Annotated in this window: 20 protein-coding genes and 1 pseudogene; 11 read left to right on the forward strand and 10 right to left on the reverse strand. The window is 62.7% G+C overall.

Annotated elements, in window-relative coordinates; all coding sequences use genetic code 11:
- The first annotated feature begins 243 nt into the window (after nucleotides 1-243).
- The 5 genes from V1289_RS12840 to V1289_RS12860 all read left to right on the forward strand — a co-directional run bounded on the left by V1289_RS12840 (nucleotide 244) and on the right by V1289_RS12860 (nucleotide 4,842).
- A complete protein-coding gene (locus V1289_RS12840) occupies nucleotides 244-1,977 on the forward strand; it encodes an adenylate/guanylate cyclase domain-containing protein (RefSeq protein ID WP_334397296.1) in 1,734 nt (577 codons plus the stop codon).
- 194 nt (nucleotides 1,978-2,171) lie between these two features.
- Entirely contained in the window at nucleotides 2,172-2,426 is a 255-nt protein-coding gene (locus tag V1289_RS12845) for a hypothetical protein (RefSeq protein ID WP_309179552.1), read from the forward strand.
- 183 nt (nucleotides 2,427-2,609) lie between these two features.
- A complete protein-coding gene (gene sorA, locus V1289_RS12850; RefSeq protein ID WP_334397297.1) occupies nucleotides 2,610-3,809 on the forward strand; it encodes a SorA family sulfite dehydrogenase catalytic subunit in 1,200 nt (399 codons plus the stop codon).
- An 11-nt stretch (nucleotides 3,810-3,820) separates the two neighbouring features.
- A complete protein-coding gene (gene sorB, locus V1289_RS12855; RefSeq protein WP_334397298.1) occupies nucleotides 3,821-4,132 on the forward strand; it encodes a SorB family sulfite dehydrogenase c-type cytochrome subunit in 312 nt (103 codons plus the stop codon).
- A 509-nt stretch (nucleotides 4,133-4,641) separates the two neighbouring features.
- A complete protein-coding gene (locus V1289_RS12860) occupies nucleotides 4,642-4,842 on the forward strand; it encodes a cold-shock protein (RefSeq protein WP_027539571.1) in 201 nt (66 codons plus the stop codon).
- Between the two features lie 335 nt (nucleotides 4,843-5,177).
- On the opposite strand, the gene V1289_RS12865 is transcribed toward V1289_RS12860, so the two are convergent.
- Together V1289_RS12865 and V1289_RS12870 are read right to left on the reverse strand one after the other, a co-directional pair.
- Nucleotides 5,178-5,816 carry a hypothetical protein gene (locus V1289_RS12865; RefSeq protein ID WP_442895992.1) on the reverse strand — a complete coding sequence of 213 codons (639 nt, stop codon included), beginning with the start codon at nucleotides 5,814-5,816 and terminating at the stop codon, nucleotides 5,178-5,180.
- Between the two features lie 105 nt (nucleotides 5,817-5,921).
- Nucleotides 5,922-6,387 (reverse strand): annotated as a pseudogene (locus tag V1289_RS12870) (Lrp/AsnC ligand binding domain-containing protein).
- A 110-nt stretch (nucleotides 6,388-6,497) separates the two neighbouring features.
- Between V1289_RS12870 and putA the strand changes: the two are divergent.
- Together putA and V1289_RS12880 are read left to right on the forward strand one after the other, a co-directional pair.
- A complete protein-coding gene (gene putA, locus V1289_RS12875) occupies nucleotides 6,498-9,509 on the forward strand; it encodes a bifunctional proline dehydrogenase/L-glutamate gamma-semialdehyde dehydrogenase PutA (protein WP_334397299.1) in 3,012 nt (1,003 codons plus the stop codon).
- Between the two features lie 246 nt (nucleotides 9,510-9,755).
- The gene (locus V1289_RS12880; protein ID WP_334397300.1) at nucleotides 9,756-10,961 is read left to right on the forward strand and encodes a CaiB/BaiF CoA transferase family protein; all 1,206 of its coding nucleotides are present in this window, start codon (nucleotides 9,756-9,758) and stop codon (nucleotides 10,959-10,961) included.
- A 451-nt stretch (nucleotides 10,962-11,412) separates the two neighbouring features.
- Here V1289_RS12880 and V1289_RS12885 read toward each other — a convergent pair whose 3' ends face one another.
- From V1289_RS12885 to V1289_RS12900, 4 genes are all read right to left on the reverse strand, one after another.
- Nucleotides 11,413-11,580: a hypothetical protein gene (locus tag V1289_RS12885; protein WP_309179558.1), complete on the reverse strand. Its 168-nt coding sequence runs from the start codon at nucleotides 11,578-11,580 to the stop codon at nucleotides 11,413-11,415.
- Nucleotides 11,581-11,605: 25 nt separating this feature from the next.
- On the reverse strand, nucleotides 11,606-13,039 hold the full coding sequence (locus V1289_RS12890) for an MFS transporter (RefSeq protein WP_334397301.1): 1,434 nt from the start codon (nucleotides 13,037-13,039) through the stop codon (nucleotides 11,606-11,608).
- A 97-nt stretch (nucleotides 13,040-13,136) separates the two neighbouring features.
- Complete coding sequence (locus V1289_RS12895; protein ID WP_334397302.1) at nucleotides 13,137-14,372, reverse strand: flavin-dependent oxidoreductase; 1,236 nt, start codon at nucleotides 14,370-14,372, stop codon at nucleotides 13,137-13,139.
- A 220-nt stretch (nucleotides 14,373-14,592) separates the two neighbouring features.
- Nucleotides 14,593-16,167 carry a hypothetical protein gene (locus V1289_RS12900; RefSeq protein WP_334397303.1) on the reverse strand — a complete coding sequence of 525 codons (1,575 nt, stop codon included), beginning with the start codon at nucleotides 16,165-16,167 and terminating at the stop codon, nucleotides 14,593-14,595.
- A 901-nt stretch (nucleotides 16,168-17,068) separates the two neighbouring features.
- On the opposite strand from V1289_RS12900, the gene V1289_RS49650 reads away from it, so the two are divergent.
- The 4 genes from V1289_RS49650 (at nucleotide 17,069) to V1289_RS12920 (ending at nucleotide 19,632) form a co-directional block, all read left to right on the forward strand.
- A complete protein-coding gene (locus V1289_RS49650) occupies nucleotides 17,069-17,398 on the forward strand; it encodes a hypothetical protein (protein ID WP_442896179.1) in 330 nt (109 codons plus the stop codon).
- Nucleotides 17,399-17,636: 238 nt separating this feature from the next.
- Nucleotides 17,637-18,011 (forward strand): Crp/Fnr family transcriptional regulator, encoded by a 375-nt coding sequence (locus V1289_RS12910; RefSeq protein ID WP_334397305.1) that lies wholly within the window; start codon nucleotides 17,637-17,639, stop codon nucleotides 18,009-18,011.
- Nucleotides 18,008-18,820, forward strand: coding sequence for an MBL fold metallo-hydrolase (locus tag V1289_RS12915; RefSeq protein WP_334397306.1), 813 nt, complete (start codon nucleotides 18,008-18,010; stop codon nucleotides 18,818-18,820). The genes V1289_RS12910 and V1289_RS12915 overlap by 4 nt, the downstream gene beginning before the upstream one ends.
- A 197-nt stretch (nucleotides 18,821-19,017) precedes the next feature.
- Entirely contained in the window at nucleotides 19,018-19,632 is a 615-nt protein-coding gene (locus V1289_RS12920; protein ID WP_334397307.1) for a glutathione S-transferase family protein, read from the forward strand.
- Between the two features lie 1,054 nt (nucleotides 19,633-20,686).
- On the opposite strand, the gene V1289_RS12925 is transcribed toward V1289_RS12920, so the two are convergent.
- From V1289_RS12925 to V1289_RS12940, 4 genes are all read right to left on the reverse strand, one after another.
- Nucleotides 20,687-21,520 (reverse strand): ABC transporter ATP-binding protein, encoded by an 834-nt coding sequence (locus tag V1289_RS12925; RefSeq protein ID WP_375144103.1) that lies wholly within the window; start codon nucleotides 21,518-21,520, stop codon nucleotides 20,687-20,689.
- Nucleotides 21,521-21,604: 84 nt separating this feature from the next.
- Nucleotides 21,605-23,122 carry an ABC transporter substrate-binding protein gene (locus V1289_RS12930; protein ID WP_334397308.1) on the reverse strand — a complete coding sequence of 506 codons (1,518 nt, stop codon included), beginning with the start codon at nucleotides 23,120-23,122 and terminating at the stop codon, nucleotides 21,605-21,607.
- Nucleotides 23,058-24,185: a branched-chain amino acid ABC transporter permease gene (locus V1289_RS12935; protein WP_334397309.1), complete on the reverse strand. Its 1,128-nt coding sequence runs from the start codon at nucleotides 24,183-24,185 to the stop codon at nucleotides 23,058-23,060. The genes V1289_RS12930 and V1289_RS12935 overlap by 65 nt, the downstream gene beginning before the upstream one ends.
- A 15-nt stretch (nucleotides 24,186-24,200) precedes the next feature.
- Nucleotides 24,201-25,130, reverse strand: coding sequence for a branched-chain amino acid ABC transporter permease (locus tag V1289_RS12940; RefSeq protein ID WP_334397310.1), 930 nt, complete (start codon nucleotides 25,128-25,130; stop codon nucleotides 24,201-24,203).

Raw genomic sequence — 25,130 nt, forward strand, 5'->3', positions numbered from 1 at the left:
TCAACGTGTCGCGGAGGAAAATGGTTAGCTGTCGTCCCGGCCTGGTGCGCAATTGCGCACGGGGGGCCGGGACCAAAACCACCGATCGTTGTAAGGGAATGGCTTGGTAAAGCGACTTAGGCCGCGGCGCCCCGCCGATGGGCCGCGGCGCATGGACCCCCCGGCGTTCGCCGGGACGACGTTGCAGGTATTCACCACGGGAATTAAACAATACTATCGCCGATACTGTATTACATGGTTCGCATGGCCGAATTTTCTCGAGAGCAACTGGCGACATTGGTCCGCGGCATCAGTCTGCGGCAAATCCGTCTTGCCAGCGGCATGGTGCTGTTCGCCTATCTCGTCAGCCATTTCCTCAATCATGCGCTCGGCAATATCTCGATGGAGGCCCTGGCCATCGGCGTCCATTGGCACATCCTGTTCTGGCAATTCCCGCCAGTCGGGATCGTGTTCTATGCCTGCTGCCTCGTTCACACCGCGCTCGGCATCTGGGCGCTGTATCAACGCCGGCAGTTCCACTGGAAAGCGATCGAGCCGCTGCAGTTGGTGCTGGGGCTGAGCATTCCGGCGCTGATCATCACCCACATTGTCGGGGTGCGGATCGGCCAGGCGCTATACGGACACCAAAAACTCTATCCGCAGGTGTTTTTTGCGTACTGGATCGTGTGGCCGCTCAAGGCGTGGCTGATGTTCGCGGTCATTACCATCGCCTGGGTCCATGGCTGCATCGGCCTCTATTTCTGGCTGCGGATGAAAGCATTTTTCAAGACCGCTGCGCCGTTTCTGCTCGCCGTGGCGGTGCTGATTCCGACGCTTGCGATGCTCGGCCTCTATCAAGGCGGACGAAACGTCGTCGACAACGACAGTCCAGAATGGCGGGCGGAGAATCTCGTGCCGGACAAGGTCGGCACCTGGGCCGAACAGGCCGTATTGAGCGACATCGAGGATTATTTCCTGATCGGCTATCTGGGCCTCATCGTCGTCGTGCTGCTGGCAAAGGGCGCACGCACGATCCACGAGCGCCGCGGCGGCATGGTCAATTTGTCCTACGGCAACGGACGGACCGTTCGGGTGCCGAAGGGGCTGAGCGTGCTCGAGGCAAGCCTGCGCAACAACGTGCCCCATGCTAGCGTGTGCGGCGGCCGTGCCCGCTGCTCCACCTGCCGCATCCGCATCATCGGCGACTGCAGCGCGCTCCCGGAGCCTTCGCAGCGCGAGGCTTTTGTGCTCGGCCGGGTCGGGACGACTGACCCCTCCATTCGCCTGGCCTGCCAGTTGCGGCCGACAACCGATCTTTCGTTCTTCCAGCTTTTTCTGCCGCACGCGACGTCGGCGGGCTCGCACGCGTCGAATCCGACCCGGGTCGGCCAGGAGCGCTATCTCGTCAGCATGTTCGTCGACATGCGCGGCTCCACCAAGCTTGCGGAAAAGCGGCTGCCATTCGACACCGTGTTCATCGTCAACCGCTTCCTCGGCGCGGTGTCGCAGGCGGTGATCGAAAGCGGCGGCAGGCCGAACCAGTTCGTCGGCGACGGCATGCTGGCGCTGTTCGGGCTCACCACCGGCCGGCAGGATGCCTGCCGTCAGTCGCTGAAGGCCGCGGCGATGATCGCCGCCAATGTCGATGAGTTGAATCAATTCCTCAGCCATGATTTGCGCGAGCCGATCCGCTTCGGCATCGGCATTCACGGCGGCGAGGTGATCGTCGGAGACATCGGCTACCGCGACCACATGGTGTTCACCGCACTCGGCGACGCCGTCAATGTCGCGGCACGGCTGCAGGACATGACCAAGAGTCTCGCATGCGAGGCAGTCATCTCCGACGAGGTACGCGCCACGGCGGGGTTGCCGGCCGACGCCCTGCCGCAGCAGGAAGTCGCGATCCGCGGCCGCAACGAGCCGATGATCGTGCGCACCGTGGCGGAGGCGCGGGCATTGTCGGCGCTGGTCGCTGGCGAGCAGGTCGAGGCGGCGTAAGCGCCCGCTGCGCCGCTATGTGATTTTTCTCACACCTGAACAAGCATTCAGAAAATTGTCCCCGAACGGAATGCAATTTTCTCGAACCCCCTTTGTTGGGGGTGCGACTGATGGGCGATGGGTAAGACTGGAACTGAAACTGAAACCCGCGCCAAGACGAAACGTTCGAGGCGCATCATTGAAGGAGAACGACCATGCTTCGCAAAGTAACTCTCGCTCTTGTTGCCGCAGCTTCCCTCAGCGCCATGGCGCTGGCTCCGACCGCTGCTTCCGCCAAGCCCTGGGGCGGCGGGTGGGGTGGTGGATGGGGTGGCTATCATCACCACTGGGGCCACGGCTTCGGCATCGGCTTTATCGGCGGCGACGTCGACGGCGGCTGCTACGTGACCCGCCCGGTCATGACGCCCTACGGCTACCGGTATCGCACCGTCAACGTCTGCGGCTACTGATCCAACCGCAGTCAAGTCCAGGAAGCCCCGGTCGCCTGATGCGGCCGGGGTTTTCGGTTGTGCAACGCAACGTCATACGCACACTGCGAAAGCATGAATTGACTTGGCACCCTGCGATGCGACATCTGCTGGACGAGTTCGGTGATGACCGACTCAAACAGAAAAAGCTTCGGAGGAAGCGCGATGCTCGATAGACGGGAATTGATGAAACGCGCCGGCATGGCGGCGCTGGTGACGGGCCTGGGTTCGTCGAGGGCACTCGCACTCGATACGGTGATGCTGCCGTTCGACAATGGCGAACGGCCGCTGGTGAGATACCCGCAGAAGCGCCCGATGATCGGCCTGACCAGCCGGCCGCCGCAGCTGGAAACGCCATTTTCGATCTTCAACGACGGCCCGATCACGCCGAACAACGCGTTTTTCGTCCGCTATCATCTGGCCGACATTCCCTACGATCTCGATCCGGACAAGTTCACGCTGGAGATCAAGGGCAAGGTCGACAAGCCCCTGAAGCTATCCCTGAAAGAGATCAAGAAGCTCAAACCGGTCGAGCTCGTCGCCGTCAATCAATGTTCGGGCAACAGCCGCGGTTTCTTCAGTCCGCGCGTCGCCGGCGGCCAGCTTGCCAACGGCGCGATGGGCAATGCGCGCTGGCGCGGCGTGCCGCTGAAAGCCGTGCTCGATATGGCCGGCGTGCAGCCGGGCGCCAAGCAGGTCACCTTCAGCGGGATGGACGGGCCGGTCAGCGACAGGACACCCGATTTCGTCAAGGCGCTCGATATCGATCACGCCAGCGACGGCGAGGTGATGCTGGCCTATGGCATGAATGGGGACGACCTGCCGTTCCTCAACGGCTTTCCGCTTCGGCTGATCGTGCCCGGCTATTACGGCACCTATTGGGTCAAACACCTCAACGAGATCACCGTAATCGACAGCGTGTTCGACGGCTTCTGGATGAAATCAGCCTACCGGATTCCGGACACGCCCAACAACAGCGTCGAGCCCGGCACCGCGCCGAAGGCGACGATCCCGATCAACCGCTTCACGGTGCGCTCGTTCATCACCAACGTCACCGACGGCGGCAGGCTCAAGCCGGGCGGCACGACGCTGAAGGGCATCGCGTTCGACGGCGGCAAGGGCATCAAGGAGGTCGCGGTCTCGATCGACGGCGGCAAGATCTGGACGCCGGCAAAACTCGGCAAGGACCTCGGCAAATATTCGTTCCGCGAATGGAAGCTGAAGGTCGCGCTCGCGGCGGGCGCCAGCGAAATCAAGGTGCGCGCCACCAACAATGCCGGCGACACGCAGCCGATGGATCCGTTGTGGAATCCCGCCGGTTATCTGCGCAACGTCGTCGAAACCGTTCGCGTCACCGCGGCGTGAGGACAATGGTCATGAAACATCAGCTTCTCCTCGCGCTCGCCGCCGTCGCAGGCCTCGGTGTCGTTGCGGCCACCGCGGCGCCCGTGAACTACACGCTTCCGGAAGAAACCGCCGCCTTCAAGCCGGGACCCAATCTCGAAGTGGTGCAGAACAATTGCACCGCCTGTCACTCCGCCGACTACATCAAGACGCAGCCGCAGGGCGAAAAATTCAAAAAGGATTTTTGGGCTGCGGAAGTGACCAAGATGATCAAGGTCTATGGCGCGCCGATCGACGAGGCGGACGTCGGCAAGATCGTCGAGTATCTCGCCGCGACGTACTAAAATCCGGCGGCCGGCCTTCGCTCCTCTTCACCTCTCCCGCTTGCGGGGGAGCAGAGGCCGCCTTCGGCGGCCGTTCTTAGATGGGAACGCCGAAGCAAAGCTTCGGCTATGGCGCGAAGCGCGGCGGGTGGGGGAAACGGACTATCGACCCGACGAGCACATCATGCGGAAACACCCCCACCCGAACCCTCCCCTGCAAGCGCGGGAGAGGGAGCGCACCGCCGATGACGCCGGATTATCGCCACCTCGTGCGCCCGCCTGCGCGGGCCGGCCGGGCCGGTTTCCGGGCTCGGGGGAGCGTGACCCGGCCGCATTTCGGCCGCCTCAAATGATCGCGAAACAGGCAAAAAGGCGGAAATGCGGTGTCATAAACCTCATTTTTGCCAAATCCCCGCTATCGTTTGCGCTACCCAGTTTGCCCCAACCCGCGTATCCTCACCTCGGGCAGGCCGGTGTGTGCGGGGACCGGCGGTCCGTTTTTGTTTTTTGATTCCGCGGAGACGACGTGAATGGCTAAAGGTACGGTGAAGTGGTTCAATCCGACCAAGGGTTATGGTTTCATCCAGCCCAGCAATGGTGGCAAGGACGTTTTCGTTCACATTTCGGCGGTTGAGAAAGCTGGTCTTTCGACGCTTAACGAAGGACAGACCGTCGAGTACGAAGAGATTGCCAATCGCGGCAAGACCTCGGCCGAGAACCTCAAGGTTTAGCGCAAAAGCGCGATCGGCAACGGCGCACTCTCGGACCTGATCCGGGAGTGGGGCTTGAAAAAACTCTCAAAAAACTGTGAGCGTTCGGCGGAGCGAGCACCGCCTTCGCTCGGCTTTCTCTAGACCTGTACGATCGATGCGCCGCGCGATCGCGTCACAGGCAGGTGCCACGCTGTTGTCCGCTGTCCCCGCAGGGCACCTTCTTCGACAGCTCCTGAATTTTCCGAACAAGGGCCGTGTCCCGTTCTTCGGACCGTTGCAGATTTGGGCATGAAAACATCGCGTCGGCCCGGGCATTGATCGACTGCTTTTGGGCGGCGGCGCATTTCAGCTGCTCAGTCTTCGGTAACCCATCGCTCGACGGTCATGACATCCGGCGGCTGCAGATAGCCGCGCGGCCAGAGGTCCACGACCCATTGCATCCTGGTCGCGCGCTCGACCAGCACCGCGGTGTTGTGCGGTGTCTGCAGCACCAGCGTGTTGCCGCGATAATGCGGATCGCCCACCATGTGATATTTCAAGAGCTGCCATTCCTGCAGCACCAGCAACAGGCTGGTGGTGTTGCGGGTCGTGTCCCAGCAATCGAAATTATGCTTGTCGTCGAAATAGCGGAAATCCGCTTTCGCCACGCGCTTGTTGGTGCCGATGACCGGGCCCATGCGCCGGTCGAACCAGATCACCGCCTTCTGCACCGCCGCGCGCTCGGCCGCCGCCGAGGCGTGACCCGCCGCCATGATCTGCGTCAGCGCGCTGCGATCGCCGGCACTGAAATCGAGGATCTCGCGGCGGCGGCAAACAAAGCCGTAGCAAACCGTCATGGATTTCGCGGACGGCGGATAGATCGACACCGTGGTGTAGAGCGCCGCGATCGCCGGGCTCATCTCGAGCGCCTTCGCCGGCTGGATGCCGGCCAGCGCCATCACGAATAGCGCAATCGCGCCTGCAAGCCTTGTCGGCATTCCCGCGTTTCTCATGATCCCTGCCATAGAAGAGCCGCCGCAGAATTAGCGCAACCATTTTCCGCTGCCAACGCGCCGGCCGCCGGCTGGGGATCACGTCGCGGCGAGCGCTGCGCCGCTCTAGCCGACCGGCAGCGGCGCATCGCGCTTGACCTCTTCCATCACGGCGTAGGTCCGCGTCTCGCGCACGCCCGGCAGCGCCAGCAGGCTCTCGCCGAGGAACCGGCGATAGGCGGTCATGTCGGCGACGCGGGCTTTGACCAGATAGTCGAAGCCGCCAGCGACCATGTGGCATTCCAGCACTTCCGGCGCGGTCTGCACGGCCTTCGCGAACCGCTCGAAGACATCCGGCGTGGTCTTGTCGAGCATCACCTCGACGAATACCAGCAGCCCAAGACCCAGCTGGTGCGGATTGAGCCGGGCGCCATAGCCCTCGATAAACCCGTCGCGTTGCAGCCGCTTCAGCCGCTCACCGATCGAGGTTGGCGACAGCCCGATCCGCTCGGCCAATTCAACATTAGGCAATCCGTCCATCCCCTTGAAGGATATAGAGGATTTTGCGGTCTATTTTGTCAATATCGTTCATTTATCCCGCTGGTATCTGATTTATCCTCATTTTCTATGGCAAAACGACCAATTTGTCTATCGAACTGCGGTCGGAACCGCAGTAGATTCCGGCAAGGCTCAGGAAATGTCATGCCGGCTGAGACATCACCGCTTCCACCGTTCAGCGCGCCGTACGCGCCCGACGACGGCGCGGTCGCGGCCCGGTTGCTCGCCACCGCCAAACTCGGCGCGGAGCTGGAGCAAAGAATCGACCGCACCGCGACGCATCTGATCGCGGCCATCCGCGCCAATGACGATCCCTTGGGCGGCGTCGAAGACATGCTGCGCGAATTCGCGCTGTCGACCAAAGAGGGCCTGGCGCTGATGGTGCTCGCCGAAGCGCTGCTGCGCGTGCCGGACGCCCGCACCGCCGACCAGTTCATCGAGGACAAGCTCGGCCAGGGCGATTTCGTGCACCACGAGACCAAATCCAGTGCATTCCTCGTCAATGCGTCGGCATGGGCGCTCGGCCTATCATCGCGCGTGATCCAGCCGGGCGAGACCCCGCAGGGCACGATCGGGCGATTGACCAAACGGCTTGGCGCCCCCGCGGTGCGCGCCGCCACCCGGCAGGCGATGCGGCTGATGGGCAGCCATTTCGTGCTCGGCGAAACCATCGAGGCCGCGCTGGCGCGGGCGCAACCGCATTCGGCGCATCCTCCGCGCTACTCCTTCGACATGCTCGGCGAAGGCGCGCGTACCGCTGATGATGCCGAGCGCTATTTCGACTCCTATGCGCGCGCGATCGAAGCCATCGGCCGCGCCGCCGATCACCGTCCCCTGCCCGACCGGCCCGGCATTTCCGTCAAACTTTCCGCCCTGCATCCGCGCTTCGAGGCGGTGAGCGCTTCGCGGGTGATGGCGGAACTGGTGCCGCTTCTGATCGAGCTGGCGCGGCATGCCAAGGCCCATGATCTGAATTTCACCGTCGATGCGGAGGAAGCCGACCGGCTGGAACTGTCGCTCGACGTGATCGCCGCGGCCTTCGCGGACGCATCGCTCGCGGGCTGGGACGGCTTTGGGCTGGCGATCCAGGCCTACCAGAAGCGCGCGCGCGATGTGATCGGCTATGTCGATGACCTCGCGCAAAGTCTGAACCGGCGGATGATGGTGCGGCTGGTCAAGGGCGCCTATTGGGATACCGAGATCAAGCGCGCGCAGGAGCGCGGGCTCGACGGCTATCCGGTGTTCACCCGCAAGGCGATGACGGATCTGAACTACATCGCCTGCGCGCAACAATTGTTAAGCTTGCGGCCGCGGATCTTTCCGCAATTCGCAACGCATAATGCGCTGACGGTCGCGACCATTCTCGAACTGGCCGACGGAAAAAGCGGTTTCGAGTTCCAGCGCCTGCATGGCATGGGCGAAGCGCTGTATGCGCAGCTCGGCAAACACCGCCCCGATATCGCTTTTCGCACCTATGCGCCGGTCGGCAGCCATCGCGACCTGCTTGCCTATCTGGTACGGCGGTTACTGGAGAATGGTGCCAACTCGTCCTTTGTCGCGCTGGCCGCCGACGAGACGGTGCCGGTAGCGGCGCTGCTGCGGCGTCCGGCCGATGTCATCGGCACGGCCGGGAATGCGCGGCATCCGAACATCCCGCTGCCGCGCGATCTGTTTTCGCCGCAGCGAGAAAATTCGCGCGGCATCGAATTCGGCGAGCGCGCGGCTTTGGGCCAACTAGTCTCGGCCGTCGCCGCGGAAACCGCGCCCGCGACGGCAAGCATCGTCGAGACGACGCCAGCGGAAGCCGATGCGGCCATCGCCGCCGCCCGCGCGGGATTCAAGGGCTGGAGCCGCACCCCGGCGGACACGCGCGCGAAAATCCTGGCGAGGGCTGCGGACCTGCTCGAACAACGAAGCCCGCATTTTATCGCGTTGTTGCAACGCGAGGGCGGCAAGACGCTGGACGATGCGCTGTCCGAAGTGCGCGAAGCCGCCGACTTCTGCCGCTATTATGCCGCGCAGGGCAAAAAGCTGTTTGGCGAAAGCGAGGCGATGCCCGGGCCGACCGGCGAGAGCAATGTGCTCGTTCTGCGCGGCCGCGGCGTCTTCATCGCGATCTCGCCGTGGAATTTCCCGCTGGCGATTTTTCTCGGCCAAGTCACGGCGGCGCTGATGGCCGGCAACGCCGTGGTGGCAAAGCCGGCCGAGCAGACGCCGTTGATCGCCGCGGAAGCGGTCAGCTTGCTGCACCAAGCCGGCGTGCCCGCTTCCGCGCTGCATCTGGTGCAGGGCGACGGCCGGATCGGCGCCAACCTGGTGGCGGATGGTGACGTCGCCGGCGTCGTGTTCACCGGCTCGACCGAGGTCGCGCGCGCAATCAATCGCCAGCTTGCCGCCAAGGACGGCCCGATCGTGCCGCTGATTGCGGAAACCGGTGGCATCAATGCGATGATCGTCGACGCCACGGCCTTGCCAGAACAGGTCGCCGACGACGTCGTGACGTCGGCGTTCCGTTCGGCCGGACAGCGCTGTTCGGCGCTGCGGCTGCTGTTCGTGCAGGACGACGTCGCCGACCGCATGATCGAGATGATCGCAGGCGCAGCGCGCGAACTGCGAATCGGCGACCGGTCCGATCCGGCCACCCATATCGGCCCGGTGATCGACATGGATGCAAAAGCGCGGCTGGACGCGCATATCGCGCGGATGAAGCAGGAGGCGCGCGTACATTTCGCGGGCGCAGCGCCCGCGGGCAATTTCGTCGCGCCGCATATTTTCGAATTGTCCGACGCCGGCCAACTCACGGAGGAAGTGTTCGGACCGGTGCTGCACGTGGTGCGTTACCGCGCCGACCGGCTTGACGAGGTCCTGCGATCGATCGAACGTTCGGGCTATGGGCTGACGCTCGGCATCCACTCGCGGATCGACGATACCGTCGACGACGTGATCGATGGCCTTCAGGCCGGCAATATCTACGTCAACCGCAACATGATCGGCGCCGTGGTCGGCGTGCAGCCGTTCGGCGGCCACGGCCTGTCAGGCACCGGCCCGAAGGCCGGCGGCCCGCATTATCTGGCGCGCTTTGCGACCGAACAGACGGTGACGATCAATACCGCGGCGGCGGGTGGTAATGCGGCACTGATGGCGGGCAAGGAGTAGTTCCCGTCATTGCGAGGAGCCAACGGGTCGCGCGAATGCGCGCCCGATGACAGGCTCCGCGACGAAGCAATCCATACCTTGCCTGCTGCACAATGGATTGCTTCGCTTCGCTCGCAATGACGCTGAAACAACCCCGTTGCATCCCCCACCCAACATAGGTCAAATGGCCCTTCATCGGGATCATCAGGCGCGGTAATTCCAGCCCCCGAAATAAAACCAACAAAACCTCATCGGAGCGACGCCACTATGGAAAAAGGCATTTTTGACGGCCTCAAGGTTCTGGACTGCGCGAGTTTCATCGCAGCCCCCGCGGCCGCCACCGTGCTGTCGGATTTCGGCGCCGACGTGATCAAGATCGAGCCGCCGGGATCGGGCGATCCCTACCGCAATCTGCCGAATCTGCCGGGCTATCCCCACAGCGAGCACAATTTCGCGTGGCTATTGGAAGCCCGCAACAAGAAGAGCCTGGCGCTCGACCTCACAAAGCCCGAGGCGCAGGCGGTGCTGTATCGCCTCGTCGCCGAGGCCGATGTCTTCATCACCAACATGCCGCCGCTGGTCCGCACCAAGCTCGGCATCACCCACGACCATCTGGCGCATCTCAACGACCGCCTGATCTATGCGTCATTCACCGGTTATGGCGAAAAGGGCGAGGAAGCCAACAAGCCCGGCTTTGACTCTAACGCCTATTGGGCGCGCTCGGGGCTGATGGATCTGGTCCGCGCCGATCAAAATACCACGCCGGCCCGATCGATCGCCGGCATGGGCGATCACCCCTGCGCGATGGCATTTTACGGCGCGATCGTGACCGCGCTCTACAAGCGCGAACGCACCGGCAAGGGGTCGCATGTCAGTTCCAACCTGATGGCCAATGGCGTCTGGGCGGCGTCGGTGCTGGCGCAGGCCAAGCTGGTCGGCGCCAAATTCGGCGAACGGCGCCCGCGCGAGCGCGCGCTGAACGCGGTGACCAACCACTACCAGTGCAAGGACGGGCGCTGGCTGATCCTGTCGCTGCTCAATGAAGACCGGCAGTGGCCGACGCTGGCGCGCTGCCTCGAGCGGGAGGATCTCGTCACCGATCCCCGATTTGCCACCAAGCCCGACCGCCACGCGCGGTCGCTGGAACTGATCAAGATTTTCGACGAGACCTTTGCCACCAAACCGCTGGCCGAATGGCGCAAGATTCTCGACGGCAACGGGCTGGTGTTCGGCGTGGTCGGCATCCTCGACGATATTCCGAACGACCAGCAGATGATCGATAACGAGGTATTGGTGCCGTTCGAGAACGACACCATGCTGACCATCAGCAGCCCGATCTGGGTCGACGGATCCAAAAAGGTCCAGCCCCGCAAGCCGCCCGGCCTCGGCGAGCACTCCGACGAGATCCTCCGCAATGCCGGTTATGACGAGGCCGCGATCGGGAAATTGCGGGCCTCCGGCGCGGTGGCTTGATCCAAACTGTCGCTTAAACTTTCTTGCTCGCATCAACGGCGGTTTCGTCACCTCTCCCACCCCAACTCGGGTTTACCCGAGTTGGGCATCTCAATTTGTCGAAGTCGGACATATCCGCCTTCGATGGGAGAGGTGGCACCGAGCAAGTGGCGGTCGCGCAATTGCCCGGCAAGCGGCTCAAGCACTACGCCTGAGGCATGATGACTCTAGATCGGAGCGGCCCTCTCGCACATTCTCCGTCATCCCTGCGCAACGGCGAAGCCGTTGCCGCTGGAGGTGCGCGCTTTTGCGCGCCTCGAAGGATGAGTACGGCCCGTGGCGAAGCAAACGTCTCGAAGGATGGACGCAACACACGGACTCGCGGCCATCCTTCGAGACGCGGCGAAGACGCCGCTCCTCAGGATGAGGTCCGAGATAGCTTCACAGCCTCTCAGGATGACGACTATCCCGCTCACCGATTGAGCCACGCCCAGACGATGCCAAACACGATCACGCCGGCGATGACCGTGAGCGCGATTGCCCAGACGCTGACGCGGACGTCGCCCACCGCCTGCCGTTCCGCCTCGTTTTCCGCGATCTCGCGATTGCGCTGCTTGTTGTCCTGGTCGGAAGAACTCATCGGCCGGTCTCCGCTCAAGTCCTGGTCAAGACCCGGTTGTCGTCGCCGGCTTCAGTGTAGCATCAAACGATGACGGCTGGTCGGCCGCGCCCTTGCCGCCGCTCATGCCCGCAAGCCGGCTCAGCGAGAATGCCGCCAGCGCCGCGCACAAAGCCGCGCTCGCCGCCGCCATGAAGACCGATCCCGTGCTCCATTTCGCGGTCATCAGCGCCCCGCCCACCATAGGTCCGATGATCGAGCCGGCCCGGCCGACGCCGAGCGCCCAGCCGACCCCGGTGGCCCTGACCGAGGTCGGATAGAACGCAGCCGCGAGCGCGTTGGCGGCGATCTGGCCGCCCACCATGCAGAAACCGGCGACGAAGATCGCCATGGTGACGAATACGGTCGAATGCCCAAGCTGGCCGATCGCGCCGACCGCGAAAACAGCGATGAAATACACCAGCGCCAGCGCGCGGAACGAGAAGCGGTCGATGACGCTGCCGAGCGCAAAGGCGCCGACCACGCCGCCGACCTGCAGCATTGATCCGATCACCGCCGAGGTGGATACCGAGGCGCCGAGATCGTTGAGCACCGTGGGCAGCCAGTTCGTCAGGAAATAGAGGTCGAGCAGGCTCATGAAGAACACCACCCACAGCAACAGCGTGGGAAGCGTTCGCTTCTCCCTGAAGAGATGCTGCACCGGCATTCCGGCCAGAACAGGTTCATGCACGACGAACTGCGTCGCCGCCGCAAACGCGGCCTTCGGATTGATGAGAGCAAGCAGTTCGGCAACGCGTGCATTGGCGTGCCCGGTCAGCGCCAGGAAGCGCACGGATTCCGGCAGCCTCAGCGCCAGGATCGGCACCAGCAATAATGGCGCGGCGCCGCCGACGACGAACACCGAGCGCCAGCCGAATTGCGGGATCAATGCCGCCGCCAGCAGGCCACCCAGCGCGGCGCCGAGCGAGAAGCCGCAAAACATGATCATCACCATGGTGGCGCGGCGGCGTTGCGGGTTGAACTCGGAGGTCATGGCAATGGTATTCGGCATCGCGCCGCCGAGACCGAGCCCGGTCAGAAACCGGATCGCCAGGAGCGCGTTGACGTCAGGGACGAACGCGGTGACCAGCGTGCCGACGCCGAACGCCAGCGTCGAGAAGATGATGATGTTCTTGCGCCCGATACGGTCCGCCAGCGGTCCGAGCGTCAGCGCGCCGATCATCAGCCCGAACAGGCCCGCGCTGAACACCGGCCCGAGCGCGGCCTTGGTCAGCCCCCACTCCTTGGCCAGCGAGGGCGCCACAAAGCCGATGGCGGTGGTATCGAAGCCGTCGAGAAGCAGAACCGCCGCGCAGGTCAGCAGCAGCTTGATCTGAAAAGCCCCGACCGGCTGCTGATCGATATAGCCGGCGACATCAAGTGATGCGCCGATGACATCAACAACTGATGCGCCACTGCCTTGAGCCTGAGAACCAGCCATCGTTGTCTCCCCCAAAAAACGCCGAACTGCGGTTCTTGTCGACCGCCTCACCCCAGCCTAGCGCGAATTCAATTATTACGGCAGGACTTTCCGGCCCTTACCCGCGCAGTGCTTCCTTCGAATAGCCGGCGATCTGCTTGTAGCCTTCGGAAAGACCGACAAGCTCGTCGCGGCTGATGACGTCCTCGATCGCGCCAAACGGCCGATCGCCGGTGCGCTGAAACACCTCGCGCAGGATCGCATCCGGCGGATTGGTGCGGTTGGTGAGCACGACGCGCGTGGTCGCCTCCAGCCGTTGTTTTTCATAGGCCGCCAGCGCCGCAACCGGGTCGGCATGCTGCTTGAGCGCGGAGGTCAGCGCGCGTGCATCGAGGATCGCCTGCCCCGCACCATTGGAGCCGCGCGGCACCATCGGATGCGCGGCGTCGCCGAGCAGCGTCACCCGGCCAAAGCTCCAGCGCGGCAGCGGGTCCTGATCAACCATCGGGAATTCCAGCACGCTGTCAGCGGCGCGGATCAGGGCGGGCACATCGAGCCACTCGAAATGCCAGTCGGCGAAAGCGCCGATGAAATCGTCGAGCGAACCGGCCCGGTTCCAGTCGCGCTTGCGATAGGTCGGGGTCTCGATTTCAGCGACCCAGTTGACGAGTTGCAGCCCATCCGCGCCTGCGGCGCGGATCGGATAGACCACCATCTTGCCATGCGCCAGCCAGCCGGCGCGCACCATGCTGGCGCCCGACAGTATCGGCTTCCAGCGCGTTACGCCGCGCCACATGTTGACGCCGGAATAGCGCGGCTCGCCCTCGTCCGGGAAAAACTGCTTGCGAAGCGCGGAATTGATGCCGTCGCAGGCGATCGCAACGCGGCCGCGCACGGTCGAGCGGTTGGCGCCTCCCGGCCCATCAGAGAACGTCACGGTGACGCCGGCGTCATCCTGTTCGACGCCGACGCAATGATGGTTGGTGAGCAGCCGGTCGGCACCCGCGCGCGCCACGAAGGCATCGAGCAACACCCGCTGCAGGTCGCCGCGATGGATCGAGAATTGCGGGTGATCGTAACCCGCCGTGCGGCCGAGCGGCTCCTGATAGATCAACTGACCAAAGCGATTGAAAAAGGTCGCGTCCGTGGTCGCGATCGCGACCTTTGCCAGCGCCTGTTCAAGACCGAGTGCCGCGAGTTCCCGGGTGGCATGCGGCAGTAGATTGATGCCGACGCCGACCGCCCTGATTTCGGCAGCCGACTCGAAAATGCGGCAGGGAATATTGGCCTCGTGCAACGCAAGGGCGAGCGTCAGGCCGCCGATGCCGGCGCCGACGATAATGACTTCGTCCATATTTCCGTCCCTGAAATAATTGGGCGCGATAGAACACGATCAGTAAGTCTACTGTCAATCTCGGGAGGTTACGTGTCCCGGACGCGGTGCAGCGTGAAACGCTGCTCCGCCGGGCCGGGACCCATGACCGCCAACCAGGATGGACCCCGGATCAGCTGCGCACCATGCCGCAAGAGCGGCATGGTGCGCAGCATCCGGGGAACGCCGATAGACGATCACGTTACGGCGAGCCCTTGACGAAACACATCCCCATGCGCGAGGCCTTGCCGGCCACCTGACAGGCCAGTCCCTCCGCACAGCCCCAGGCGCTGAAACTCTTGTCGTTATCGGCTCCCTTCGCGGATGGCTGAAAGCAATGCGCGCCCCAGCCATCGCTGTATTCGGTTCCGGCCAATTCCGCGCTACCGCGCGATTGCGGGCGGCTGGAGAAGCCGCGGGAGTAATCCGGCGGTCTGCCATCCCGCAATGCGGCAAGAATATCGCGGCGGCGGATCTGGTCGCCGAAGAAATGCGGCGAGGCCGGTACGACAGTTGAATTGGAAGGCTTTGCCGCCATCCAGTCCACGCCAGGGAAATGGAAGCCGCCGATGCCGCGGGTCTGATGGCAGCCCGAACAGGTGATGTCGTTCAGCCGTCGCTCGAAACCGCCGACCGAGCGGATGTTTTGCAGTTTTACGCCGTCCGCCGCCGCCTTCTTCAGCGCGGCCACGACGTCGCTCTCCGCAAAGACGGGCTTGGCCGCAGCCCCCTCGCCTTGCGTCAGGCCGAACTCCGGCAGCAGCGCGGAGGCATCAAATCCAACCGGCGTCGGCGCGATCGCGCCGGTGGCCAGGAACTTTTCCGGGATCAGGATCGTGCCGCGGTCGAGCTCGCCAAAATGCCTGGGGTCGAGCAGCCAATTCTTGAAATCCCGCCTGAGGCTGTCATCGGCCAGAATCCGGTCGCGATCGATCTGGTTCTCCATCGGCGCTTCCTCGAAGCGCTGCGCCTGCGCATTGTAGTTGAACACCTTCAACAAATAGTCGGTGCGGAAATCGCGCAGCGCCGATTTCGGCGCGTGCGCGATCTGAAGATTGGTTTCGATGCGGTCGATGTTTTCGGGAGCGATCAGTTCGAGCGGGCCGTCCTTCGCCAGGAGCCTTTCCGCAAGCGCCGGGCCCGTCAGCGACAACTCGCCGGCGGCGAGCCAGCGGCGCGCGATCTCGGAGCACGTGATCGCTGCACCGCTTTGGTCGATTCCGAGACCGCCTTTGGCCTTCAGCACGAGATTCAGCGTCATCGGCAGGCGCTGCGAAACCGCGTTTTCGCCGATCAGAGGCACATCCGTGCGGGTCAGACGATAGATCAGCCGGATCTCGCCACAACTTGCTTCGGACACGTAAGCACGGTCCATCCGGTTGACGATGCCCGACAACACGAAACGCGTGTCGGAGGAATAAAGCTGCGCGCGGTCGAATAATTGGAAATCAAAGCCGTCGCCGACGCCGATGGTTTCGTTCGGCATGTCAGCCTTGTGCCTGGCGATGTATCGATCGAACTCGCCGTCGATCGCCTGGCGGACCGGAACCATCGACGGCCACGCGAACAACTGGCTGTTGGTGAGCGGGATATTGGATGATCGCATCGGCAGCAGCATGCCGCTGAGGCCAAATCGTTCGCGGTCGAGTTCGCGCAGCGCTGCGGGATCGATGATTGCCGCCCCGCGCTCCAGCGCCGCGGCGGGCGCCGCGCGCGCCGGCAAAGCGCTCCACAGCAGGGCGAACAGGATAACAGGAAATCGCAACGCGCGGCTCATGCCTCACTAACACCGCGCCAACAGACCTATTCAAGTAAAAAGGCGCTTCACATCACGGTGAAGATAATTCCGTCATGGCCGGGCATAGCCGTCCGAAGGACGGCGTCGCTTCCGCTCGCCTATGCCCGGCCATCCACGTGTTTGCGCCTCAAGAGAGTAAGACGTGGATGCCCGGGACAAGCCCGGGCATGACGGTCCTTATTGGTGCAATCTCTTACCGCGCCACGATCAGGCCCTTGCTGGTCACGACCACCCAGCGGCCGTCCTGCTTGCGGATCGCGTCGACCCGGCCGACGCCCGGGATGGGATCGCCGGCATAGACTTCATAGATGCCGCGCCGGCTTTCGATCAGCGCGCCGCCATTGGCGACGTCGCGCAGTGTCCAGCCCTCAACGGTCGGCAACCTGCCGACTTCGGTCTTGGCCAGAGCCGCAGCCGTTGCGACCGGCGTTACCGATCCCGTGACTTCCCTTGCCGCGACAGCCGTCGCCGCCGTAACGGCGGCCGGCGGCGTGGCGCGGAGCCTGTCCACGGCCTCGCTGAGTTTTGCGAGTTTGGCGGCCGGCTCGGCCTGCGCCTTCTCGACCTTGTCGAGGCGATCGCTGGTCTTGTTGAACTGGCTCAACCCCACCTTGGAGGTATGTTCGACGCTGGCCTTCAACGCGACGATATCGGCATCGATCCGCGCCACCGAGGCTTCCAGCGCGCTGTCTTTCGCTACCGCCTGCTCGCCGCCGAGAAAATGCCCGAGGCCCGCGGTTGCCAGCGCGCCACCGAGCCCACCCGCTACCGTCGCCAGCGCCACTACGGCCGCCATCGCCGCCATCCGGCGCTTGGCCGATGGCTCGGCGCTCTTCTCGGCTTCCGGCTTTGAAGCTGTGCTGTCGCTGTTCCAGGTGCGATCGCCTGGGGACATGATCATGAGCTTGCCGGGGAAGCGCGGCGCTTCCGGCTTGGCTTCCTCAGGCTTCGAAGCCTCAATCTTGGGAGCCTCAGCCTTGGGAGCCTCAACCTTGGGAGCCTCAACCTTGGGAGCCTCAACCTTGGGCGCCTCCGGCTTGGGAGCGGTCTCTTCCTGTTCCGGCGCGAGCATGGGGGACTCGACACTGGCCTGCGCCGTCGCCGGTGCGTTTGTCGGGGACAGCTCGGGAGCGGCCGGCCCGGTGCCGACGAAACCGGTTTCATCGCTGATGGGCTCGGATTGTTGCTCACTCACGTTCAAATCTCCTGATCGGGTTGACCATTTGGTAACTTTTATTGCTTGCGAAATCGTTACTGCTGAAGGCCTTACCGAAATTTTAGGAACTGATCCGGGCCGGTTCTGGCCCATAACAAGGCGGCGGGGTGGCCGGAGATTTCGTCCCTTGTCCCAATGTTGCCCTGCGGCAATCCCGACAGCTCCGTTTGCGCTGGCCTGTTTCCCGACTAACATGGGCCGACCAACCAGCCAGAAAGGCAGGGCGCGCACCATGGCCATCGAGAAATGCATCAACGAATTTGATGTCGATGACGTCATTTTTGAGGAAAGCTCGACCGGGCGCGAGCTGTTCGTGGTGCTCGACGGCAAGGTCGAGATCGCCAAGATCTCGGGCGCAAGCAAGACCGTCATCGTGACGCTCGGCAAGGGTGAGTTCTTCGGCGAGATGGCCGTGATCGACGGCTCGTCTCGTTCGGCGACCGCGATCGCGGCCGCACCACATACCCGCGTGATGCGGATCAACCACGCCCGCTTCGTCTATCTGGTCAGCCAGCAGCCCGCGTTCGCACTGATGATCATGGACGCGCTCAGCAAACGCCTGCGGGCGTCGAACGCCGTCACCTTCAAAGCCGCAGCGAATTCATGAGCGAGCGCAAACCCAGTCCGTTCAAGATCCTGCTCGATACCGACGCCTGCACGCTGATCCAGGCGGCCGAGGATGTCTACCAGGTCCGCTTCAAGAACCGCGCGGCGAACGCCTATCTGGTGCGCGGCAGTTCGCGCACCATCATGATCGACGTCGGCCTGTCGTCGAACTATCCGCATCTCGTGCAATGCCTCAATCACGTCGGCTGCCCGCCCGACAAGATCGACATGGTGGTGCTGAGCCACGAGCATCTCGACCACATCGGCGCGGCCTGGCATTTTTCCGGCCGCACCTTCATCGCCGCGCACCGGCTGGCCGCCAACAAGATCATGCTGCGCGACGACTTTTCGATGCTGCGCAAGATGTTCAACGAGCCGAACGTGCCGATCAATGTCGACATCTGGCTCGAAGAAGGCAATTTGATCGACCTCGGCAATTTCCGTCTCAATGTGATGTACACGCCCGGCCACACATCGGCCTGTATCACGCTGTTCGACCAGGACAAGGGGCTGTTGTTCGCCGCCGACACCTTGATGCCCGGCGGCGTGATGGGCGGCGTGTTCGGCTCCGGCAGCATCGCCGACTACATCCAGTCGCTGGAGCGGCTGAAGGGCTTGAATTCCAAGATCCTGCTGTCGGGCCATGGACGTTTGTCCGACACGCCGCAGGAGGACGTGCGGATCGCCATCCAGCGCTCGCACACGCTGTTGTCGGACACCGCGCAATTGTTCGACGCGCTGGACGCGCGGGCGAATTTCGAGCCGATCATGCAATCGGTGCGCGACCTCAACAAGCTCGACGATAATTAGAGCGCGCGCGCGGCGTCGCCGGAGTCCAGGACGTCCTGATTTATTCCCCTATCATCTCTGACTTCTGCGTGAGCAGCGGCTCGCTGCGGATCAGAACCATCGGCCGAATGTGATCCATCCATTTGACACACGCCGCGGCGGCCTGTTCAACGGCACCAACAACGACGCCGTCACAAGAAAAAGGGAGAGAGAACAAAATGAAGTTTTACGATTCGATCGGACCGAACCCGCGCATTGTCCGGATGTTCATGGCGGAAAAGGGCATCGACATGCCGAAGCAGGCCGTCGACCTGCGCAAGGGCGAGAATCGCGAGGCCGATCATCTGAAGCGAAATCCGCACGGCCAGATGCCGACGCTCGAACTCGACGACGGCCATTATCTCTCCGAGGTCACCGCGATCTGCGAATATCTCGAGGAGAAGAATCCGAAGCCGGCGATGATCGGCGAGACGCCGGAGCAGCGCGCCGAGTGCCGGATGTGGACGCGCCGGGTCGACCTTAACATCTGCGAACCGCTCGCCAACGGCTACCGCTTCGGCGAGGCGCTGAAGTTTTTCCAGAACCGGATTCCCTGCGCGCCGGAAGCCTCTCCCGGCCTCAAGATGATCGCGGCCAACCGCCTGCAATGGCTCAACGGCCAGATGGCGGATGGCAGGGAGTATCTGTGCGGCAAGCGTTTTACGCTGGCCGATATCCTGCTCTATTGCTGGCTCGACTTCGGTGGCCAGGTCGGGCAACCGCTGGACACGGCCAACAGCAACATCGTGGCCTGGATGGCCCGCGTTGCGGAACGGCCGTCGGTGAAGGCGTAGCCCCATTACAGTCCAGTTCCAGAACAGCCGAAAACACATAGGTGCGCCTGTCCCGCTGCGCGAAGCGCCCGGGTTTTGAAAGCTGTCACCCTCGAAAACGAGGGAGCAGGGAATGCCGGGTGCTTGCTGCACCCGCGGTCTCGTGTGCAAAGATGTGCATCGAAGACGCACACGAGCATACAGGTACAGTCGGAGCAATCCGGCATTCCCCGCGCAATGGCTTTACGGCTTATGCCGTGCTCTCCCCGGTGAGCGAATTCGTCTTGTCACCGTCGTTGTCGGCTCTACGGCTGATCGATCCGGTTGGATCGACGTCGCCACCGACAGCTTGACACCAGCAACGGGTGTCGGGACCACACGGTTTTGCCGTACGCTAACAGCGCCGTTCGTCTTGCGCACTGTTGCCGCTCACGAGTTGCCTCGCCCTGCGATCATCTTGCGCGCCTGACGCTCTCGCGTCCACCGCATCCCGCTCCGCGTTCGTGACGACGCGCGATCCGCCCCTCTTGTCGGAGCGGGACGCGCCGAGATAGCCACTGATTTGGGTCCTGCGCAAAGCGGAATATTTTTGCGAACGAGGCTGGACACGAAGATGAACGGCACGGCTGCTGATTTGCCCGTCGGGCACAGTGGTGACCTGTTCAGCGATAGGCGCAGGTCAGCCTTTGCGCGCGGGAAGATCGCTCTCCCCGCTACCAAAAACTACAATTTTGTGCGCCTTCCCTCGATCTCGCATGACTTTCTTCGCTCGAAGGTAGCGGTCGTGCAGTTTTTACATACAGGAAGGCGCTGCTGGCCCATCGGACTCCAGGCCGTGAACCCAAAAATCTGCCGGGCGGAGGGCCCGCGAGAGTCCGCTATGCCCCGATAGCCGCCAAATTCCGCAGCGCCGCGAAATGACGCGATGTGCCAAAGAGCGACATCGACCAACTATCTTTAGCCGGAACATCATCAAACCGGATTGCACTCGAACCCAGTGGCTAGAAGAGGGGCGGCCCCTCCATTACATCTGCTCCGGACCACTCAACGAAGGCCGATCACTCAGCGTCATCGCCTAAACGAGCCAACGTTTGCGCCGCTTGTAGTGCTTCACATCGCGAAATGATTTGCGCTTGTCCCCGGCGACGCCAAGATAGAATTCCTTGACGTCCTCATTTGCGGCGAGCGCCCGCGCCTCGCCGTCCATCACGACGCGGCCATTTTCGAGGATGTATCCGTGGCTGGCATATTTGAGCGCCATATTGGTGTTCTGCTCGGCGAGAAGAAACGAGACATTTTCCTTGACGTTGAGATCCTTCACGATCTCGAAGATCTCTTCCACGATCTGCGGCGCGAGGCCCATTGAAGGCTCGTCCAGCAGGATCATCTTCGGACGCGACATCAGTGCACGGCCGATCGCGCACATCTGCTGTTCGCCGCCCGACGTATAGCCGGCGGTGGAATCACGCCGCTCCCTGAGACGAGGAAAATAGGCATAGACTCGCTCCAGATCCTGCGCGATCGCGGACCTGCCGTCGCTGCGCGTGAAGGCTCCGGTCAGGAGATTCTCGTCGACAGTGAGGTGAGCGAAGCAGCGCCGCCCCTCCATCACCTGAATGCAGCCGCGCCGCACCAGATCGTTTGGCGAAAGCGACTGCACTTCGACGCCATCGAACAGGATCGAGCCCTTGGTGACTTCGCCGCGTTCCGCATGCAGCAGATTGGAGACCGCCTTCAGCGTCGTTGTCTTGCCCGCACCATTGGCGCCGAGAAGCGCGACGATTCCGCCCCGCGGCACATCCAGCGATACACCCTTCAACACGAGGATGACGTGATCGTAGACAACCTCGATATTGTTGACCGACAGAAACGGCGCTGCCGCTTCTGTCGCCGTGGCGGCCTTGGAGATTGACACGCTGCTCCCTCCAAACGGTTGCGACTTTCGGAACATCCGGGAGGAGGCGAACGCTCCTCCCGGATCGCCCAGATGAGTTCAGCTTTCTTTCGAGCAATCGCGCGGCTGAATCTTCTTGTCCGCGGCATATTTTCCGGAAACCTCGTCGACGAGCGGTTCAGTGTCGGATTGGTTGGCCGTGTACCAGTCGGAGATGATTTTCCAGCCCTTGCCGTCCCACTGCTGTACGCGCCCGTCCCGCGCCCCCTCGTGGTCGGAGCAGGAAATCCTGATCGGCTTCAACATGCCCTCGAAGCCGAGTTCCTTCAGACGTGCTTCAGAGAGGTTGAGGTTCTCCAGACCCCAGCGGACCTGCTCGCCCGTGAGCGGCTTCTTGCCGAACTTTTCCTGCGCCTTGCGGATCGCCTCCACCCCGAGCATGGCGTTCACCATGCCGCGGTTATACAGAACCTCGCCGACCTTGCCAGGCTCCGACGCCCCCTTGCCTTTTGCATAGACGTACTTCTCCAGGTCGGCGTGCACGGCGAACCTGCCGGCACCATGCTGAAGCATCAGCGCCTTGTAGCCGATGGCTTGATCGCCTGCGGGCGTTACATCCGGCTCCGCGCCCGACCACCAAACACCGATCATCTTGTCGCGCGGATAGGCAACGGCCGCCGCTTCCTTGACTGCCGTGCCGTTCATGACGCCCCAGCCCCAGACTAAAACATAGTCCGGCCGGTTCTGGCGGATCGCCAGCCATTGCGACTTCTGTTCGACACCGGGGTGCGTGACCGGGATCGGCGTAAACTCAAAGCCGTGCTTCTTTGCCAACACCTGCAGCATCGGTATCGGCTCCTTGCCGTAAGGGCTGTCGTGATAGACCAGCGAAATCTTCTTGCCTTTCAGCTTGTCGAAGCCACCGACCTCCTTGGCGATGTGCTGGATCGCGATATCGGCCGCCGACCAGTACGTGCCAAGCAGCGGGAAATTGTACGCGAACACGGCTCCGTTCTTGGAATCGGCGCGGCCATAGCCCATCGTGATAATCGGGATCTTGTCAGTCGCGGTTTTTTCGGTGAGGGCGAAGGTAATGCCGGTCGACAGCGGATTGAAGAAGGCCGCGCCGGTCGGCCCCTTGCCCTTGAGACGCTCGTAACACTCAACGCCCTTGTCGGTGGCGTAGCCGGTCTCGCATTCCTCGACCAAAAGCTTGACGCCGTTGATGCCGCCGTCGCGCTCGTTGATCAGGTTGTAGTAGTCGGCCACGCCGTTTGCGTACGGCACGCCATTCACGGCGTACGCGCCCGTCCGGTAGGACAGTATCGGGATGAACTGCTCGTTTTGCGCTGCAGCCGGGGCGGCAAGCGCCGCGCCTGATAGCATGGCTGCCGCCAGTATCAGTTTGTTGCGTACCATATCGATGTCCTCCTCTTTCAGCCCGGTTTTGCGGTAACGGGTCTTGTTTTGTTTTGCGGGCTTGCTTGCTCCTTCTGCCAACGACCGCCGCTCCGCGTTGCGATCTCCGGCTTCCTTCGCACCGACCGCCCCTTCAGTAGGGAAACGGCCAAAGTCTGAGCTTCTCCTTGCCAATCGAAATGAGCCGGGCAAACCCATGTGGCTCCTTGATCAGAAGATAGCAGATCAACGATCCGAAGATGATGAACTCCAGGTGTGTGATCGTTTCTGTCGACAGCGGCACGCCGAGCTCGGTTGGAATCAAGTTCAGCATGATCGGCAGAATGAGGATAAAGGCCGCACCTACGAACGACCCCATGATCGAACCCAGCCCGCCGATGATCACCATGAACAGGAGCTGCAGCGAGCGGTCGATCGAGAACGCGAGCGGCTCCCACGAGCCCAGATAGACGAACGCCCAGAGTGCGCCCGCCACGCCGACGATAAATGAGGAGACCGCGAAAGCCGTGAGCTTTGCGTAGAGTGGCCGGATCCCGATCAGCTCGGCGGCAATGTCCATGTCGCGGATTGCCATCCATTGTCTGCCGAGATTGCCGCGGACGAGGTTCTTCGCGAGAACCGCGAACACCGTTACGAAGGTCAGGCACAGCAGATAGCGCTCGATCGGCGTGCCTATGACCAGACCGAAGAAGTTCAGTGCCGGTGCATTGACCGACCCCGAGGGCGCGTAATTGGTGAACCACGGCACCCGCAGAAACACCCAGTCGAAGAAGAATTGCGCTGCGAGCGTGGCAACCGCCAGATAGAGGCCTTTGATCCGTAGACTGGGAACACCGAAGAGGATTCCAACGACCGCCGCCGTGAGCCCGCCGAGCAAAATGGATGCCAGCACAGGTAATGGTGGAATCGAGATCGCGAAGCCAAGCCAGGCGAGCGGAATGTGAACGCCGGTCCCCAACTTGTAAGCAGAGTAGGCGCCGACGGCCATGAAGGCGCCGCTGCCGAGCGAGATCTGCCCGCAATAGCCGACGAGAATGTTCACGCCGATCGCGGCGAGTGCGAGGATCAGGAAAGGCAACAGAATGGCCCACAGCAGATAGTCGCCGGCGAACGGCCAAACGTGGAAAGTCGCCAGCAGCGGCACCCCGATGAAGGCGATCCCGAGCAAGATACCGAGCGCAATACGGTCCTGGCGGATCGGGAAGATCGCCATATCCTCCGCGTAGGTCGTCTTGAATTGGCCAGCCTCGCGATAAAGCACGACTAACTCCTCGCCTCAGATGCGTTCGATGATTCGCTCGCCGAACAGGCCCTGCGGCCGCACAAGCAGCACCGCCAACGCCAGCACAAAGGCGAACCAATATTCGATACCGCCACCAATATACGACCCCAGGAAAACCTCCGCGATCTTCTCACCCGCACCCACAATGAGCCCGCCGACAATGGCTCCTGGAACAGAGGTAAAGCCCCCAATGATCAGAACCGGCAAGGCCTTCAGCGCGAGAAACGTGATGGAGAACTGTACGCCCAGCTTGGTGCCCCACACGGTCGCCGCAACCAGCGCAACGAGACCGGCAACAAGCCAGACCACGAACCAGATCCAGTTGATCGGAATCCCGACCGACTGTGCGGCCAGGTGGTCGTCGGCAACCGCCCGGAGTGCGCGACCGGTCTTGGTACGCTGGAAGAAGATCGCCAGACCCGCGACCAGAATGCCGGCGATAAGACCGCCCCAGACATCCAGCTTGTTGACCAGAATTCCACCCGGAAAGAGGCTTTCAAACAAGAACCAGGCATCCGTCGGAAACAGCCGCAAAGGGTAAGCATCGGAACCGAAGATCATCTGCGCAGCGCCTTCGAGGATGAATGTCGCGCCGATGGTGGACATGAACAGCGTGAGGCCGTCCTGGTTGACAAGAGGTCCAATCACGAACCGCTCGATCAGCCAAGCCGTTATCGCCATGATCACGACGGCGAAGCCGATGCCGATGATGATCGCAGCCCAAAGCGGGAAACCCTTGGCCACCAGGAAGTCAAGCGAGCGGACCAGCGCCAGCCCTGCGAGCAATACCATTGCGCCCTGGGCAAAATTAAAGACACCGGATGCTTTGAAGATCAACACGAAGCCGAGCGCGACCAGCGAATACAGCACGCCGGACATCAATCCGCCGATCAGCACTTCGAGAAATTGACCCAACGCGATCAC

This window comes from Bradyrhizobium sp. AZCC 2289 (genome assembly GCF_036924615.1).
Lineage (GTDB): Bacteria > Pseudomonadota > Alphaproteobacteria > Rhizobiales > Xanthobacteraceae > Bradyrhizobium.

Bases quoted from the DNA above. Each gene is read 5' to 3' on its own strand.
- V1289_RS12840 (WP_334397296.1), top strand. From the start codon at position 244: ATGGCCGAATTTTCTCGAGAGCAACTGGCGACATTGGTCCGCGGCATC.
- V1289_RS12845 (WP_309179552.1), top strand. From the start codon at position 2,172: ATGCTTCGCAAAGTAACTCTCGCTCTTGTTGCCGCAGCTTCCCTCAGC.
- sorA (WP_334397297.1), top strand. From the start codon at position 2,610: ATGCTCGATAGACGGGAATTGATGAAACGCGCCGGCATGGCGGCGCTG.
- sorB (WP_334397298.1), top strand. From the start codon at position 3,821: ATGAAACATCAGCTTCTCCTCGCGCTCGCCGCCGTCGCAGGCCTCGGT.
- V1289_RS12860 (WP_027539571.1), top strand. From the start codon at position 4,642: ATGGCTAAAGGTACGGTGAAGTGGTTCAATCCGACCAAGGGTTATGGT.
- V1289_RS12865 (WP_442895992.1), bottom strand. From the start codon at position 5,816: ATGAGAAACGCGGGAATGCCGACAAGGCTTGCAGGCGCGATTGCGCTA.
- putA (WP_334397299.1), top strand. From the start codon at position 6,498: ATGCCGGCTGAGACATCACCGCTTCCACCGTTCAGCGCGCCGTACGCG.
- V1289_RS12880 (WP_334397300.1), top strand. From the start codon at position 9,756: ATGGAAAAAGGCATTTTTGACGGCCTCAAGGTTCTGGACTGCGCGAGT.
- V1289_RS12885 (WP_309179558.1), bottom strand. From the start codon at position 11,580: ATGAGTTCTTCCGACCAGGACAACAAGCAGCGCAATCGCGAGATCGCG.
- V1289_RS12890 (WP_334397301.1), bottom strand. From the start codon at position 13,039: ATGGCTGGTTCTCAGGCTCAAGGCAGTGGCGCATCAGTTGTTGATGTC.
- V1289_RS12895 (WP_334397302.1), bottom strand. From the start codon at position 14,372: ATGGACGAAGTCATTATCGTCGGCGCCGGCATCGGCGGCCTGACGCTC.
- V1289_RS12900 (WP_334397303.1), bottom strand. From the start codon at position 16,167: ATGAGCCGCGCGTTGCGATTTCCTGTTATCCTGTTCGCCCTGCTGTGG.
- V1289_RS12910 (WP_334397305.1), top strand. From the start codon at position 17,637: ATGGCCATCGAGAAATGCATCAACGAATTTGATGTCGATGACGTCATT.
- V1289_RS12915 (WP_334397306.1), top strand. From the start codon at position 18,008: ATGAGCGAGCGCAAACCCAGTCCGTTCAAGATCCTGCTCGATACCGAC.
- V1289_RS12920 (WP_334397307.1), top strand. From the start codon at position 19,018: ATGAAGTTTTACGATTCGATCGGACCGAACCCGCGCATTGTCCGGATG.
- V1289_RS12930 (WP_334397308.1), bottom strand. From the start codon at position 23,122: ATGGGTTTGCCCGGCTCATTTCGATTGGCAAGGAGAAGCTCAGACTTT.